Raw genomic sequence first — 16,664 nt, 5'->3', positions numbered from 1 at the left:
TATACGACAATCATTCATCTGTGGTAACCGGCCACTGGCAAGGGTTCGTATGTGATGAGACCAGATTACCCACCGAACCGGAACAACATAGGTCAAAACGTTCAATTGTCGCACATCGCTCACACAATGAAGGCGGGTAGACCGATGCCCGCCGGGCGAACAAACCAACGAAATCCGACATGACAACCAGTTACTGGATTTCAATGGGTCGTTGAAAGCAAACGAAGGGTAACATCATGGCAAAATATCGTAAAAGCAGGGCGTTCGCGCCAAAGGGATTCTTCGAATGCGAGGGCAAAGGCCTCAAATGGCTCGGTGAAGCACAGGCTCAGGGTGGACCCCGCGTCGTCGATGTCTATGATTGGGGCGAAGACTGGCTCGACATCGAACAGGTGTACTCCTGCTCCCCCACGCCGAAGGCCGCGCACGATTTCGGTGCTGCGCTGGCCCACATGCACGATGCAGAAGCCGACTATTTCGGTTCCGCTCCGGCCGGATATGACGGGGTCTGCTATTTCGGGCCTTTGCAGGACCCGGTGCCGATGGATACCGGAGAATGGACGAACCCCATCGATTACCTGGGTGAAGGCCGGCTGCTCCCGATGGTCAGGCTCGGCATCAAACGCGGAGAACTCGACGACAAGGATCTGGCCATGACCAAGGAAGTCATCGATGCATTGCCCGATCTGCTTGGACCGGCGGCACAAGACAAACCTGCCCGCGTACACGGAGACCTCTGGAGCGGCAACGTGATGTGGACCAAGGATTCCGGTGAGACAGAAGCCGTGCTTATCGATCCGGCCGCACATGGCGGGCATCGCGAAGAGGATCTGGCCATGCTCAATCTTTTCGGGATGCCTTATCTCGACGAAATCATCGACGGTTATGAATCGGCTCATCCATTGAAGAAAGGATTCGCCGACAGGACAACCATCTGGCAGCTCTATCCGATCGCCGGCCATTGTGTCTTCTTCGGCGGAGGCTACGTCAGTGAATACCGGGCGATGTGTCGCTCGTTGCTGGCCTAGCTGCCAATTATTGCCCGTAATATCACAAGACAAAGGCACCGCCATCCAAACCTCTGGATGGCGGTGCCTTTCTTACTATCTTTTAGCTCTACTAAGTCAAATTTTAGTGGAGGGCATCCTTAATCTTGTCGAAGAAGCCCTTGCGATTCGTCGATGGACGTGAGCTTTGCTTCACCTGCGATGCGTCCGCATCGTGGCTTTGGCTGAATTGCTCCATGAGTTTGCGTTCCCCGTCGTTAAGTTTTGTGGGGATATGGATGCTCATGTGAGCAACCAGGTCGCCACGCTCCTCAGGGTGCTTGACTTTCGCGACACCAAGGCCCTTCAACGGTACCGTTTCCTCCGGCTGGCAGCCTTCCGGTATGCTGATGGTCTGTCTGCCGTCGAACGTGTCGATATCCATATCGTGGCCAAGCACGGCCCAGCTCATGGGAATCTGAATCCAGCAGTGCAGATCGTCGCCCTCGCGCGTGAACTGCTTGTCGGGTTTGATGCGGATGTCAATATAGAGATCGCCTGCGGCTCCGCCACCTTCGCCTACTTCGCCCTGATTGGCCAGGCGTAGACGGGTGTTGTCTGCGATGCCGGCAGGAATAGTCACCCCGACATCACGAGAGGTACGAACGCGACCATGACCCTGACAGGTCGGGCAGGGATGCTCGATAATGGTTCCATGGCCCTCGCAACGATCGCACGGTGCCGTGGTCATCATTTGGCCCAGCATGGTGCGCTTAACTTGCTGACGCATGCCTTGTCCGTTGCAATCCGGGCAAGTGACCGGTTTCTCACCATTGGAGGTGCCTGTTCCGCTGCATTTCGGGCACAGGCCGAACGTATTGATCTTGACATGGGCAGTACCACCGAAGACCGCGGTCTTCAAGGCAATGGAAGCACTGGACAGTGCATCGCGCCCAGGCTGTGTACGTGGTGTCGGGCCTTGTGAGCCGCCACCGAACGCATTGCCGAAGAACTGACCGAAGATATCGCCCATATCGCCGAAACCGGCAGATGAGAAGCCCGCCGAGGCATTGGGATCATTGGGATCGACGCCGGAATCATACATACGCCGCTTGTCTGAATCGGACAACACCTCATAGGCGTTGTTGACTTCCTTAAATTTGTCCTCGAACTCAGGACCGGCGATGTCCGGATGATACTTGCGGCTCATCTTGCGATAGGCTTTTTTGATCTCATCATCACTGGCCGTGCGCTCGACACCCAGCACTTCATAATAATCTGTTTCTGCCACTGAAATCCCTTGAATGTGTAAATTCGCAATATAACGTTTATGTTACGTTCTGTCCGTTATTGTGTCATAAGCCTTGGAATACTAAGCCGCCTCATCCTGTGCTATCAGATCAGTCAGATACTTTGCCACGGCACGCACCGCGGTAATGGTCGCAGCATAGTCCATGTGCGTCGGCCCGATGGAACCGACAAAAGCCACCGGATGCGGGCTTGTTTCCGTTTCATTTTCTTTGACGGTCTCTTTAAGTCCATCCCCGGTTTCACTGCTGCGTCCGTAACCAGACGAGACGACGGAAGCATGAATCAGGCCCGGGGTTCTGGTCTCAGACCCGATAGCCACTCCCACATCTTTGCCTTCCTCGCTGAGGTTATTCATCAGACGCATGATGACCACCTGTTCCTCAAGCGCATCGAACAGCGGACCGAGATCGGTCTGCGACTGCATGTGGGCAAGTTGCGAAGTGCCGGCCACGTACATCTGACCAGTTCCTTCGTCATGCGCCATTGATTCGACGGTTTTGGCAAGTCTTTCACCCAAGATGCGTACCGAACGGTATTCCGGAACGGCAATAATCGAGCGAATGCGTTGAGCCGCCTGAACCAACGGCATATCCATGCATTGCGCGTTGACCAGTTCGGAGAACTTCGTCAACGTCGTGGCACTTGGTATCTCGCTTAAGGTAAAGGTGTGCTGGGCCACCGATCCCGAATCCGTAATGATGACAACCAGCATGGTCACAGCATTCAACGGTACGATTTCGATACGCCGCAGCTTCGATTTGGAAAGCGCAGGCGAAGAGACCACCGCGACCTGCCCGGTGATATTGGCCAAGAGCCTTGCGGCACGCTGCAAGGTGTCCTGCAGGCTTGCGGAGCCGGAAAGGAACGTGGTGATACCCCGTCGCTGAGCCTCACTCAGATGCACGACAGTGGCCAAGCGGTCGACGAAATAACGATATCCGCGCTCTGTGGGAACACGACCTGCAGAAGTGTGCGGCTGGATGAGATAGCCCTCATCCTCCAACGCGGACATGTCATTGCGAATGGTCGCCGAGCTTACCCCCAAGTTATGCGCCTTCGCCAGGGCCGTCGATCCGACGGGCTCCTGCGAACGAATATAATCCTCGACCACGGCCCTCAGCACCAGCATGCGTCTTGGCTGTGTCATTTGGCCCTCCTTCCATGGTCACCAGTGTTATCTATACAATAATTAGTATATCAATGTATTAGCACTCCTGAGTCGAGAGTGCTAACGGTTCCACTCTCAGAAGATTCGAACGAACACGCCGTGTTATTTACGTGAACGCTAACAGAACAAAACAAATCAAACGTGTTCAAAACTTAACTTTTCGTCGGCTCTTAAAGTTAGCATAAAAGGGCAATGTGAGGGTGCTCTGCGGCGCGGAATAAGCCGTGTTTGCAGCATCCAGAATATTGGAAGGAAAGTAAAACCTATGACCGATTTCACATGGTCGGATTTGGACGAGCGCGCCGTCAAGATGGCGAAGGTGCTCTCCGCAGACGCGGTTGAACGGGCTGGCAGCGGCCACCCGGGCTCCCCATCTCCCTGGCTCCTATCGCCTACACACTTTATCAGCATTACATCAAGCACGATCCCAACGATCCTCACTGGGACGGACGTGATCGCTTCATCCTTTCCGGCGGCCATGCATCGCTGACGCAGTATGTGCAGCTTTATTTCTCCGGCTACGGCCTGACCATCGATGATCTCAAGTACTTCCGCGGTGGTGCCGATACGCGCACCCCGGGCCATCCTGAAGTCGGTCTGACTCCGGGCCTGGAAATGACCACCGGCCCACTTGGCCAAGGTCTTGCCTCGGCTGTTGGCTTCGCCTACGGTCAGCGTTTTGAGCGCGGTCTGCTCGACCCGAACGCACCAGAAGGCACCTCGCCCTTCGACCACAAGGTCTGGGTTATCTGCGGCGAAGGCGACGTTGAGGAAGGCGTCTCTTCGGAGGCTTCCTCGCTCGCCGGCAATGAACGTCTCGGCAATCTCACCGTGATCTTCGATGCCAACCACATTCAGATCGAAGGCGACACCAAGCTCACCTTCTCCGAGGATATCCTCAAGCGCTATGAGTCCTATGGCTGGTACACCGACGAAGTCAGCTTCATCCAGCCCGACGGCTCCTATAAGGAAGACACCGCAGCTCTTGCCGCGGCGCTCGACAAGGCCGAGCAGGTCACCGATCGTCCGAAGTTCATCAAGGTCGATACCCTGATGGCTTGGCCGACTCCGGGCAAGACCAACGACGAATCCGCCCACGGCTCCAAGCTGGGTGCGGAAGCCGTCGCCGGTCTGAAGAAGGTTCTCGGCTTCGACCCCGACGTCGACTTCCCTGTCGACGAAGAGGCCCTCGCCCATGCTCGCAAGGTCGCCGACCGCGGCCTCGAGGCTCACAAGGAATGGGACGAGAAGCTCGCCGCCTGGCGCAAAGCCAACCCTGAGCAGTCCAAGCTCTATGACCGCATCAAGGCCCACAAGCTTCCCGAAGGCTTTGACGAGGCCATCGACGAGGTCGAAAAGAGCTTCGCAGCCGGCGATCAGGCCGCAACCCGTAAGTCCTCCGGCCAGGTCCTCAATGCCATCGCCAAGGTCATGCCGGAACTCTGGGGCGGCTCCGCCGATCTCGGTGGCTCCAACAAGACCGACATCAACGGCGCTGAGACCTTCGGCCCCAAGGCCGACGAGACCCGTACCTGGCCCGAAGCCAGCAAGTACGGCCGTCAGCTGCACTTCGGCGTGCGCGAGTTCGCCATGGGCGCCATCACCAACGGCATTCTTCTGGGCAGCGATACCCGTCCATTCGGCGGCACGTTCTTCCAGTTCTCGGATTACGAGCGTCCGGCCGTGCGTCTTGCCGCGCTGATGAAGCTTCCGAACCTCTATGTCTGGAGCCATGATTCCGTGGCCCTCGGCGAAGACGGCCCGACCCATCAGCCGATTGAGCATCTCGCGGCCTTCCGCGCCATGCCTGATATGGAAGTCGTGCGTCCTGCCGACGAGTTCGAGACCGCCGAGGCCTACCGTTACTTCTTCGAGAAGAAGAACACGCTGCCGACCGCGATGATCCTGACCCGTCAGGGTGTGCCGGCACTTGCCGAGACCGCCGAGAAGGCGCGTGACGGCGTGCGCAAGGGTGCTTACATCCTCGTCGACACCGATGGTGAGCCTGATGTCATCATCATGGCCACCGGTTCCGAAGTCCAGTGGGCTGTCGAGGGCGCCAAGATGCTCGCCGACAAGGGCATCAAGGCCCGCGTGGTCTCCATGCCGTCCATGGAATGGTTCGAGGAACAGGACGACGACTACAAGGAAGCCGTGCTGCCGAAGTCCGTTCGTGCCCGTGTCTCCATCGAAGCCGGCGTTGCTCAGCCTTGGTACAAGTACCTTGGCAGCTACGGCAAGCCGATTTCCATCGAGCGTTTCGGCCTGCAGGGCGACGGCGCTCAGAACATGATCGATCTCGGCATCACTGCCGAGCACGTGGTCGAAGCCGCGGAAGCCTCCATCGAAGAGGCTCGCGAGGCCTGACCTCAATAATAGATAAGCGGTGCGGCGGTGCGCGAATTTCGTAAGAACCGCGAACGTCCGCACCGCTTTGAATATAAAAAGACGTTCCAATACCGATATTGGAATAAGGAGATAAAGATATGACAGAAGCAACACAGCGTACCAGTGATTCTGGTGTTTCGATCTGGCTTGACGACCTTGATCGCACCCGCATCACCTCCGGCAATCTGCAGGAACTCATCAAGACCAAGAACGTCGTTGGCGTGACCACCAACCCGTCCATCTTCCAGAAGGCTCTGGCTCAGGTCGGACCTTACGACGAACAGCTCAAGGAACTCGGCAAGATCAACGTCGAGGACGCCGTACGCGAGCTGACCACCACCGATGTGCGCAACGCCACCGACATCTTCCGCGAAGTCGCCGAGAAGACCGATTACGTTGACGGCCGCGTGTCCATCGAGGTCGATCCTCGTCTGGCCCACGACACTGAGAACACTGAGAAGCAGGCCGAGCTGCTGTGGAAGATGGTCGATCGTCCGAACGCTCTGATCAAGATTCCGGCAACTCTCGAAGGTCTGCCGGCCATCACTGCCACGCTCGCCAAGGGCATCTCCGTCAATGTGACGCTGATCTTCTCGCTCGAGCGCTATGAGCAGGTCATGGATGCCTACATCGCCGGCATGGAGCAGGCTGCAAAGAACGGCCACGATCTGAAGCACATGGCTTCGGTCGCTTCATTCTTCGTCTCTCGTGTCGACACCGCTGTGGACAAGCTGCTCGAAGCCAACGGCTCCGACGAAGCGAAGGCTCTGGAAGGCAAGGCCGCTGTGGCCAACGCCCGTCTCGCCTACAAGCTTTGGCAAGAGAAGTTCGCATCCGATCCTCGCTGGCCTGCGCTTGAGGCCAAGGGTGCCAAGAAGCAGCGTCCGCTGTGGGCCTCCACCGGCACCAAGAACGCCGCTTACTCCGACTGCATGTACGTCGATGAGCTCGTTGCTCCCGACGTTGTCAACACCATGCCGGAAAAGACGCTCAACGCCCTCGCCGACCACGGTGACGGCAAGCCGAGCATCGAAGGCACCTATGAGGAGAGCCAGGCCGTGATGGACAAGCTCGCCGCTCTCGGTATCAACATCAAGGATGTCACCGACGAGCTCGAAGCCGACGGCGTTGCCAAGTTCATCGCCTCTTGGGATTCGGTTCTCGCCGACACCCAGGCCGGCATCGACCGCGTCAATGGCTGATTTTGGCTAGTTCCCTTTAATGGGTAGTCGTGTGGGGCTGCCGATATGCATTGTTCTGGACACTCAAGGCCGTTCGGCCAAGCTTACGCCAGAACAATGCATATCGGCAGCCCCACACTTATGTCTCCAAAAGGAGACTCTTTCTGCCAGCGAATAAAAAGACAGACTAGTGTAATAGCTTGTTGGACCACTCAGCGAGGAGTGTCTTTACGGCTTCGGGCTGGTCGATGTGGATGTTGTGGCCGGCCGGGTCGATGACTTTGTAGACAGCATTGGGATAGTGCGGAAGCAGAGCTTTCTGGTCCTCGTGGCCTACGACCTGATCCTCTTTGCCGGTGATGATGAGTGTGGGGCCAGTGTAGGTTCCCAAGCGCTGTTCGGGGTCGCCGTCAAGCCAATAGCGCTGGCTGAGCTTGGCGTTGGCATCACGGTCGCAGAGCTTGGTTCCCGGAAGAATATAACGCTGGTAACGGCGCCAGGCATCAAAAGACTGATTGACGCCCATAGTGACAAAATCGATGACCTTATCCTGAGGCAGATTGTGGGTCAGGTCTGGATTGGCATTGCTGATGACATGTTCAGCCAGATGACGATGCGACATTACGGGATCGACCACAGTCGCAATCAGAGCCAGCCCTGCGACCCGCTTTGGTTCGCGAGACAGAACATCTCTGGCCAATGCTCCACCCATGGAATTACCGAGTAAAGCAAAACGTTTGTTGCTTCCAACCAACTCGTTGACCGCATTCATCAACCACTCTGCAAGTTCGGGAAGACCGCCGATTCCGGGCAGTGCCGGCGTCTGACCATAACCGGGTAGATCTATATAGATACGTTGTGTACCTTGAGGAAACGCATCATCAAGCATGATAAGAGAACGATGGTCCACACCCATGCCGTGGGCGATGATGATGGGCAGCCCTTCTCCCCTGACAACCGTATATGCTTCAGGCTGCATAACTACTCCTGTTTATCTCAAGCATCAATCAGCACTTAAACGACTTGGACTCTAAAGTCTATAAACCGCTCAGAGATGCCAACAATGAAAAATGCGTTTCATGAAACATCATGAAACGCATCAATACGAATATTCAGATGATTACTTAATCAGATTGAACTTGGTCATCAGGCCCAAGGCAATGATGATAGCGACCCAAAGCAGGGCGATGATGATCGTCCAGCGATTCAGGTTCTTTTCCGCGACGCCGGAGGTACCTGCGTTCTGGGTGAGACCGCCACCAAACATATCGGAAAGGCCGCCGCCCTTGCCCTTGTGCATAAGAATCAGCAGCGTCAACAGAATGCTGAAGATAACAAGGATGATTTGCAGAACCAGCTTGACGATTGCCATTGTCGACACAGTTGAACCTCCAGTTCGAAACACTAGTTAATAAGTATAACGCAAAGTACGGAAAATGTTCGGTTATCAGCGGGCAGCGGTCACGGTTTTCAACGTAAGTCTGCAGATCTTGGCCAATTCGTCTGCGTCAAGAGAGGCACCGCCGATGAGGAATCCGTCAACATCGGGCTGGCTGATGAGCTCGACCGCATTCTTCGAGGTCACCGAGCCGCCGTAGAGGATACGAACCGCGTCAGAGACTTTAGAACCGAACGTCTCATGGAGGTTGCTGCGAATCGCCTTCGCCGCGTCCTGAGCGCTTTCAGGAGTCGCTACCAGTCCGGTGCCGATAGCCCACACGGGCTCGTAAGCAATGATGAGTTTGGACGCTTCCTCATCGGAGAGATCTCGGGTGACATCGTGGACCTGTCCAACCGCGAAATCAAGCTCTATGCCCTGCCTGCGTTCCTCCATGCTTTCGCCTACACACAGGATGGGCTGCATGCCTGCGGTCAGTACAGCACGCACCTGGTCGACGATGTTGGCATCGTCCTCGGGATGGTACTTACGCCGTTCGGAGTGACCGACAATGACGTATTTGCATTTGAGCTGAGCAAGCATGTCGGCGGAGACATCGCCGGTGAAGGCTCCCTGATTGGTAACGGATACCGATTGAGCACCGTAGTTGATTTTCAAATGATCGGCTTCGACCAGCACCTGTACGCTACGAAGCGAAGTGAAAGAAGGCATCAGCGCCACTTCGCAACGTTTATAGTCGAAATGGGCATCGCGAAGGAGCCAGACAAGTTTCTGCACGAAATATGTGGCTTCAAGATGATCGAAATTCATCTTCCAGTTGCCAGCCACCAACGGAATACGTGCAGAGGACATTGTTTTCCTTTCCCCATGTGCGGAGCCTATGTTCATCGGTCTCGAATCGACATGACCGATGCCATCCATAATCATGACCATTCAACGGTCAAAAAGAATGCGGACATACCAAACGGCATGTCCGCAAACATTCCTGTTAGTAGTGTAGCGCACCTCGGCTACTCAGCCTTCGCGACCACCACCAACAATCCTGAATCAATTACTCAAGCACCTTGAGACCAGGCAGGGTCTTGCCTTCGAGGAACTCGAGGGAAGCGCCGCCACCGGTGGAGATGTGAGAGAAGCCGTCCTCAGGGAAGCCGAGGTTACGCACTGCGGAAGCGGAGTCGCCGCCGCCGACGATGGTGAAGGCACCCTTGGCGGTCGCGTCGACCATGCCCTGGGCGACAGCCTTGGTACCGGCCTGGAACTGCTCGACCTCAAACACGCCAGCAGGACCATTCCACACGACCGTCTTGGAATCGACGATCTTGTCGTGGAAGAGCTTCTGGGTCTTCGGGCCAATATCGAGACCCATCTTGTCGGCAGGAATCTTGTCCGCGTCGACGACTTCCGGGTTCACCGGGGTGTTGCCATCAGGGAAGCCCTTGTTGACCACGACATCGACGGGGAGAATCAGCTCAACACCGTTCTTCTCAGCCTCATCCATGTAACCCTTGACGGTCTCGATCTGATCCTTCTCGAGAAGAGAGGTACCAATCTCATAGCCCTTTGCCGCGAGGAAAGTATAAGCCATGCCGCCGCCGATAAGCAGACGGTCGGCCTTCTTGAGCAGATTCTCGATGACACCGAGTTTGTCGGAGACCTTCGAGCCGCCGAGCACGACGGTGAAGGGGCGCTCCGGGTTTTCGGTGGCACGAGAAAGCGCCTTGACTTCCTTCTCGATGAGCTTGCCGGCTGCACTGGGCAAGTCGGCGGCCACATCGTAGTCGGAACCCTGCGCGCGGTGGACGACACCGAAGCCATCAGAAACGAAGACATCACCCAAAGCGGCGATCTTCTTGGCATAGGCGGCGCGCTCGGCGTCATCCTTGCTGGTTTCTTCGGGGTTGTAACGCACGTTCTGCAGCAGGACGACATCGCCGTCCTGCATAGCGGCAACCTTAGCCTGTGCATCAGGACCGTAAGTATCCTCTGCCAGCGTCACATCGATGCCCAGCAGCTCGCCCAAGCGCTTGGCGACAGGCGCCAGCGAAAGCTCAGGGACGACCTTGCCCTTCGGACGGCCGAGATGGGCCATCAGGATGACCTTGGCGCCGTCGGCGCGCAGTTCCTTGATCGTCGGCAGTGCGGCGCGGATACGACCGTCGTCGGTAATGGTGGTGCCCTTCAGCGGCACGTTGAAATCAGCACGGACAAGAACCTTCTTGCCTTTCAGATCTCCCAAATCCTTGAGTGTCCTCATTGGTATCCTTTCGTTGAAAAACCACTCTCGGCCGAATTTATTGGCTTTTCGGCTAAGAAAAGAGTACAAAGTTATGACCTATGTCACTTGCTATGGTACATTCCTCGCCCAACAACAAAACTGCTTTTCGCAGACATTTTTCCGTAAAAACATTCAAAAATTGTGAGCGTTCACATAATTTATCGAATCAATAAACAGCGAATTTACCTAAGCTCATGTCAGAAACCGAGAAACGGAGACCTTGTCATTCGGCCTGCTGTTGCGCCTGCGCCCGCTGGGTTTTGGTTGCAAGCTGGAGCAGACGACGAATACGCCCGGCAATGGCATCCTTGGTGATCGGAGGATCGGCCAAACGTCCGAGCTCTTCAAGACTGGCATCGGTGTGCTTGAGTCTCAGATCGCCGGCAGCCTTGAGATTTTCAGGGATATCGTCACCCAGAATCTCAAACGCCTGCTTGACCTTTTGCGTCGCCTCAGCCGCAGCCTTGGCACTACGACGCATGTTCGCGTCGTCGAAGTTAGCCAGACGGTTCGCTTTTCCACGAGCTTCGCCATCGGTACGCTTGCCGGTCCATTCGCGAGCGGAACGGGGCGCGCCCATCAGCATCAGCATGCGCTCGATGGAATCCGAGTCGCGCAAAGTAATGCGCTCGGAGCTACGGACCATACGCGCCTGAGCAGTGATACCCAACCTACGAGCCGCACCTTGCAAGGCGGTGACCGTTTCATGGGATGGGCAGATAATTTCGAGATAGCAAGACTTGCCTGGGTCTGAAATCATTCCTCGGGCAAGAAAAGCGCCGCGCCAAGCGGCCTTCACCTGAGCGATGTTGCCGCTGATGACTTCTGCTGGCAAACCTTTGACCAAATGCATGCGACGATCGAGCAAACCGGTCTGCAGAGCCAAGGCGGTAGCACCTCGCTCCACCAACAAGTCATAACGTTGCACCACTCCGTTCGGAGTCTGCCTGGTGATCCTGGTTACTTTTGCTTCGCGCTGAAAATATTGTGAAATGGTTTTGCGAAGCCATTCGGTCGCCTCAAGCGAATCGAATTGTGCACGGATGACGGCTTTGTTGTCAACGGGACGCAGTCCTCCCCCAAACCGCATCATTGTTGCGGCCTGTGCCATTTTTGCAGCCGGCAAATCTGTCTCCACGCTTGCCAGCTCGCTTTTGACCTCGTTCAGAAGAGCCAAAGCCCAACCTCCTACTTCCCGTTCTTCATATAAGTGTAATTGAAACATTAAACGGAGTCGTCTCACGCAATGCTACGGCTATCTGTGATAGCGAATGACTTGGACAAGAATCCAGCGTTTTACTTCCCCGTGCCTATTTTTACGTCCATGCTTGGATAATCACGTAACGACGCCGCTCACACGGCTGATTTCAAGGCCTCTTGCTTCATTATCTCTCATGACGATGCAGCTCCCGGGCCGAAACCGTCACCGAAAGCCCATGTGCACGAAGCCGTTGTGCCAGCTCATTGCTGATGGCAACGGAACGATGCTGACCGCCCGTACAGCCAACGGCAATAGTGACATAATGCTTATCTTCCTGAGCGTAACCGGAGATGGCAACCAGGATGGCCTTCTCGTAGGCATCTAGGAATTCCTTGGCACTCTCGTTGGAAAGGACATAATCACTTACCGGTTTGTCCTGTCCGGTAAGCTCCCGCAGACTCGGCACCCAATAGGGGTTCGGCAGGAAACGTACATCAGCGACGAAATCTGCGTCGAGTGGAATGCCGTATTTGAAACCGAAACTGAAGATGTGAACGGAAACAGTTGTCGCACCACTGCCGATAAGAGACTCATAGAGCTTCGTCGAAAGCTGGTGAATGCTCAGATTCGAGGTGTCGATGACTGTGTCTGCATGCTCTTTTAAATTCCCAAGCAGTTCGCGTTCTTCACGTATCCCGTCGATGAGACGATTGCCGTGCTGGAGCGGATGAGGACGACGCACGGACTCATAGCGTTGCACAAGAACCTTATCGCTGGCGTCAAGGAAAAGAACATGCGTGCGTACACCAAGATCGTCCAAATGGCTCAGCACTGCTGAAAGATCGTCAAAATAACTTCGTGAACGCACGTCAATGACGGCTGCAAGCTTATGGACTTTCGAGCCGGAAGAGGTCATCATGTCGACAAGTGGAATCAAAAGTTTGGGAGGCAGGTTGTCAACGACATACCAACCCATGTCTTCGACACAATCCGCTGCATGCGAACGTCCGGCTCCGCTCATACCGGTGATCAGCATGACTTCGAATTCCTTGGCAGGTTTCGGCTCATCGGCAGAAGGTGCGGATGATTGGCCGATTCCTTCATTAATATCGGTTTTCTCGACCTGATTGCCGGTATCCTCCGACCCTTGTATATCCGAACTCACAGTGCCTCCTGTAAGGCGCTTCTCATCGCCTCTTCAAAATCTGCCGTTCTTATAATATTCGCCCCTGCCGTCATCAGCTTGACCTGAGCTATGGCCTGATAGAGCAGCATCTCCTCACCACCAATGGCCGTTCCTCCGGCATTCCGCCACACTTGCATAAGCTTCGTCGGGCGCGGATCGTAGACCACATCCAACAATGTGCGACCGGACAGATTGTGCTGATGCTTCATCAAACTATCCTGCAATCGTTGTGCCGTTTCATCAGCTCCATGAGCAGGAATGGTATTGATGACGATATCGGCCTGATGAAGCATCTCTGGAGCCTCTATCAGCGGAACCTGGACATAATCGATCTTCTGACCGTATGCTGATTGCGCCAATTGTCCCATCGGGTCGTTTTCGTGTTTGTGTCTTGCGCAGACGGTGACTTGGCCAATCGAACCGATTCCTGGAACGTGAAGTTCCGTACAGGCGGCCAACGAAGAAAGCGCGGTATTGCCGTTGCCCAGAATGACAGCTCTAGCGCCTTTGGAAGATTTTCCCGACTGATTGCTATCACCGGATGATGTTGAATTTGTCACGGTGCCACCGGTCTCCCAGCTATGGGTGAATGCTCGCTCAATGCCTTCGACATCGGTATTGTAGAGCTTGATATCAGGCTTCTGCGATGAATCTCTCCATGAAAAAATCGCTGTATTAGCCACGTGAAGCATCCGTGACCACCGATCGTTTGGAACACCATACGGCTGAATGGTTCGTTTCAATGGCATGGTGAGACTCAGCCCTGCCCAGGAAGGGTCCAGCGCTCTTAGAAAAGCGTCCAAATCGGCTTCGCCGACCTCGACTTTGGTGTAGAGCCAATCATCCAACCCCAACGCGTGGTAGGCAGTATTATGCAACACAGGAGAAAGAGAGTGCTCTATCGGCTTACCCAACACCGCACAATGATGATGTATGACCTCAGACATTCTCTGCCACTCCTTTTCCCAGGTTCTATACTATCGAAATTACGTTAATAGTTGCTTAAGCACCCACAGAACCAGATGTTGGAATGTCCTGTTTTTCGTCTCGATGAAGGGCGGTATAGATGGCTTGAGCCTTGGCTTTGCCGATGCCATTGACCCCTTCAAGTTCCTCGATGCTCGCGTTGCGTATGCCCTTCACCGAGCCGAACGCACGCAATAGTTTCTTCTGGTAGCTTTCGCCGATGCCAGGGATGTCGTCGAGAGCGGAGCGGAGGGCGCCTTTGCGACGGGACTTCCGATGATAGGTGATGGCGAAGCGATGGGATTCGTCGCGGACACGTTGCAACAGATACATGCCTTCTGATTGACGCTTGAGAATAAGCGGATAATCCTCGCCCGGTATCCAGACCTCTTCGAGTCTCTTGGCCAAGCCGCAGACTGCCACATCATCGACGCCACAATCTTTCAAGGCTTTGGCGGCGATTTCGACTTGGGGCTTGCCGCCGTCGACCACAATCAAGTTCGGCTTGTAAGCGAAATGACGTGGATGTGTGTCCTGCTGTACGACAGCATCAGCACTGGTCAGGCCTTCGGTTTCTGAATCTACACCACGATTGGTCGAATCATGATTAACGCTATGGTCGTTTTCTTCAGTTTTCTGCGATTGATTCGGAGAAAACTGTTGGATTGGCATTTCGGCAACAGTATCGGAATCAAGCTCATGGGCATCGGTGTGAATTTCATGTCCGACCTGCACCGATTGGTTGTGGGACGTTCCCTCTGCCTGCTCGATGCGTTTCTCATTGTCGATGCTTTCACCGGTATCACCGGCGATGTTGCCGTGACGGAACCTACGCGTGAGTGTCTCATACATAGCGCTCAAATCATCAAGCGCGCCTTTACCGTCATCGCCGCGAATGGCAAAACGTCGGTATTCGGACTTCTTGGCGATGGCATCTTCGAAAACCACCATTGAGGCGACCTGGTAGATGCCACCGATGGTATTGGAGATATCGTATCCTTCGATGCGCAACGGAGATTCGCTCAAGCCCAACGCCTTGGCCACGTCGTTCATCGCCTGGGTACGAGCACCGATGTCGCTGATACGGCTCATCTTGCTGCGCTGCAACGCCTGTTTCGCGTTGCTGTTGGCCCGGTCCATCAACGTCTTTTTCTCGCCACGGCTCGGCACGCGAATGGTGACGGCCGCGCCGCGCAGACCACTGAGCCATTCCTCCAACTCTTCACGACGAGCCGGTTCAATCGGAACCAATACTTCCCTTGGGACCGGCGAAATAGGCGCCAGCAAATCGCTACGACCAGTCTGCATTTGGCGTTCACGGCGGGTATGCGTCGCCTGCGCGCGCGAAAGACTATCAGTGGCGGTGATGCTTTGGGTTGCTCCTAATGCATCACGGCGTTCAACGATGTCAATGGCGCTATTAGTCGATGCCGAAACTTTGTCAGAATCATGCGTGCCAAAGAAATCAGTGGAGTTGTCGGAATCCGCAGAAACATCACCGTTCTGCTCCAACAACTCTTCGCCGTTACTGGGCAAATTCAAGGGCGTGCTGGCCTGACTGTCGGTCTCCCCCATCAAATCGGAATAGACCTGGGTAATGAGATCGGCTATCAGGTCCGAATCGTCGATATCCTCTACACGTTTGACGCTCCAGTTTCGTTCACCGCGGATGGAACCGGAACGGACGAAGAAGGCATGAACCGAAGCCTCGAGCTCATCGGATTCCATGCCGAATACATCGGCGTCGACATCCTGATCGAAAACGACCGCGTTTTGCTCGGAAACGGTTTTCAGCATGGAAATCTGATCGCGTAGACGCGCGGCCTTTTCAAATTCCATGTCGTCACTGGCCTGCTTCATTTCCTTGGTCAGTCCCGCAATGAACGAAGTGCCGTAACGCCCTGTGAGCACACCGACCAACCGTTCGCACATCCGACGATGGTCTTCCTCACTGATCCGACCGACGCAAGGAGCCGAACATTTCCCGATGGAAGCCAGCAGACACGGGCGGTCGGTCATTTTTGCACGGTTAAACACATTTTTCGAGCAAGTCCGCACTGGGAATGCCTTGAGCAGTTTGTCGAGGCTGTGACGCAAATCCCAAGCCTTTGCGTAGGGCCCGAAGTAGCGCGTATCCCGACGCTTGCGGTTGCGTGTCACCCAAACGCGAGGATACTTTTCACCCAATGAAACCGCCAGATATGGGTAAGTCTTATCGTCTCGGAATACGACGTTGAAGCGCGGATCGAATTCCTTGATCCATGTGTATTCGAGCGTAAGCGCTTCAAGCTCGGTGCCGACCACCGTCCATTCAAGACTACGCGCGGTCAGCACCATGTTCTGCGTACGTGGATGCAGCTCACTCAGCGGTTGGAAATAGAAGGTGAGGCGGTTGCGCAGGTTCTTGGCTTTGCCAACATAGATGACTCTGCCGTCACCGTCACGCCATTTATAGACACCCGGATCGGTGGGGATATCGCTGGTGGCAGGACGAAACAGATCGCGGGTGTCCCCCAGCTTGCGCGTTGCCTTGCGCCAGCCAGTACTATCACCATTGCCCTGCTTTCCTGCCGTTACCGCCATTGCCTACCTTTCACAAC

The 16,664-nt window shown here is 55.2% G+C and carries 12 protein-coding genes and 1 pseudogene; 3 read left to right on the top strand and 10 right to left on the bottom strand.

What is annotated here, in order from left to right; genetic code table 11:
• The first annotated feature begins 236 nt into the window (after positions 1-236).
• A complete protein-coding gene (locus OZX57_RS04275) occupies positions 237-1,028 on the top strand; it encodes a fructosamine kinase family protein (protein ID WP_277162847.1) in 792 nt (263 codons plus the stop codon).
• A 103-nt stretch (positions 1,029-1,131) separates the two neighbouring features.
• Here the strand turns inward: OZX57_RS04275 and dnaJ are convergent, their stop codons facing one another.
• Complete coding sequence (dnaJ, locus tag OZX57_RS04270; protein ID WP_277162846.1) at positions 1,132-2,277, bottom strand: molecular chaperone DnaJ; 1,146 nt, start codon at positions 2,275-2,277, stop codon at positions 1,132-1,134.
• Positions 2,278-2,358: 81 nt separating this feature from the next.
• The gene (gene hrcA, locus OZX57_RS04265) at positions 2,359-3,444 is read right to left on the bottom strand and encodes a heat-inducible transcriptional repressor HrcA (RefSeq protein ID WP_277162845.1); all 1,086 of its coding nucleotides are present in this window, start codon (positions 3,442-3,444) and stop codon (positions 2,359-2,361) included.
• A gap of 286 nt (positions 3,445-3,730) precedes the next feature.
• On the opposite strand from hrcA, the pseudogene tkt reads away from it, so the two are divergent.
• Both tkt and tal read left to right on the top strand, forming a co-directional pair.
• Positions 3,731-5,832 (top strand): annotated as a pseudogene (gene tkt / locus OZX57_RS04260) (transketolase).
• A gap of 119 nt (positions 5,833-5,951) precedes the next feature.
• Complete coding sequence (gene tal, locus OZX57_RS04255) at positions 5,952-7,055, top strand: transaldolase (RefSeq protein ID WP_277162844.1); 1,104 nt, start codon at positions 5,952-5,954, stop codon at positions 7,053-7,055.
• Between the two features lie 166 nt (positions 7,056-7,221).
• Here tal and OZX57_RS04250 read toward each other — a convergent pair whose 3' ends face one another.
• The 8 genes from OZX57_RS04250 to uvrC all read right to left on the bottom strand — a co-directional run bounded on the left by OZX57_RS04250 (position 7,222) and on the right by uvrC (position 16,647).
• Positions 7,222-8,013, bottom strand: coding sequence for an alpha/beta hydrolase (locus OZX57_RS04250; RefSeq protein WP_277162843.1), 792 nt, complete (start codon positions 8,011-8,013; stop codon positions 7,222-7,224).
• A 141-nt stretch (positions 8,014-8,154) separates the two neighbouring features.
• Positions 8,155-8,406, bottom strand: coding sequence for a preprotein translocase subunit SecG (gene secG, locus OZX57_RS04245; protein ID WP_277159235.1), 252 nt, complete (start codon positions 8,404-8,406; stop codon positions 8,155-8,157).
• 75 nt (positions 8,407-8,481) lie between these two features.
• On the bottom strand, positions 8,482-9,285 hold the full coding sequence (gene tpiA / locus OZX57_RS04240; protein WP_277162842.1) for a triose-phosphate isomerase: 804 nt from the start codon (positions 9,283-9,285) through the stop codon (positions 8,482-8,484).
• Positions 9,286-9,484: 199 nt separating this feature from the next.
• The gene (locus tag OZX57_RS04235; protein WP_277162841.1) at positions 9,485-10,690 is read right to left on the bottom strand and encodes a phosphoglycerate kinase; all 1,206 of its coding nucleotides are present in this window, start codon (positions 10,688-10,690) and stop codon (positions 9,485-9,487) included.
• A gap of 244 nt (positions 10,691-10,934) precedes the next feature.
• The gene (gene whiA / locus OZX57_RS04230; RefSeq protein ID WP_277162840.1) at positions 10,935-11,888 is read right to left on the bottom strand and encodes a DNA-binding protein WhiA; all 954 of its coding nucleotides are present in this window, start codon (positions 11,886-11,888) and stop codon (positions 10,935-10,937) included.
• A gap of 208 nt (positions 11,889-12,096) precedes the next feature.
• Positions 12,097-13,008 carry an RNase adapter RapZ gene (gene rapZ, locus OZX57_RS04225; RefSeq protein WP_277162935.1) on the bottom strand — a complete coding sequence of 304 codons (912 nt, stop codon included), beginning with the start codon at positions 13,006-13,008 and terminating at the stop codon, positions 12,097-12,099.
• 65 nt (positions 13,009-13,073) lie between these two features.
• Positions 13,074-14,045: a shikimate dehydrogenase gene (locus tag OZX57_RS04220; protein WP_277162839.1), complete on the bottom strand. Its 972-nt coding sequence runs from the start codon at positions 14,043-14,045 to the stop codon at positions 13,074-13,076.
• Positions 14,046-14,100: 55 nt separating this feature from the next.
• Entirely contained in the window at positions 14,101-16,647 is a 2,547-nt protein-coding gene (gene uvrC / locus OZX57_RS04215; RefSeq protein WP_277162838.1) for an excinuclease ABC subunit UvrC, read from the bottom strand.
• Between the last annotated feature and the right edge of the window lie 17 nt (positions 16,648-16,664).

This window comes from Bifidobacterium sp. ESL0682, from assembly GCF_029392815.1.
GTDB lineage: Bacteria > Actinomycetota > Actinomycetes > Actinomycetales > Bifidobacteriaceae > Bifidobacterium.
The sequence above is the reverse complement of the archived record's forward strand: the minus strand, read 5'-3'. Positions and strand labels throughout refer to the sequence as shown.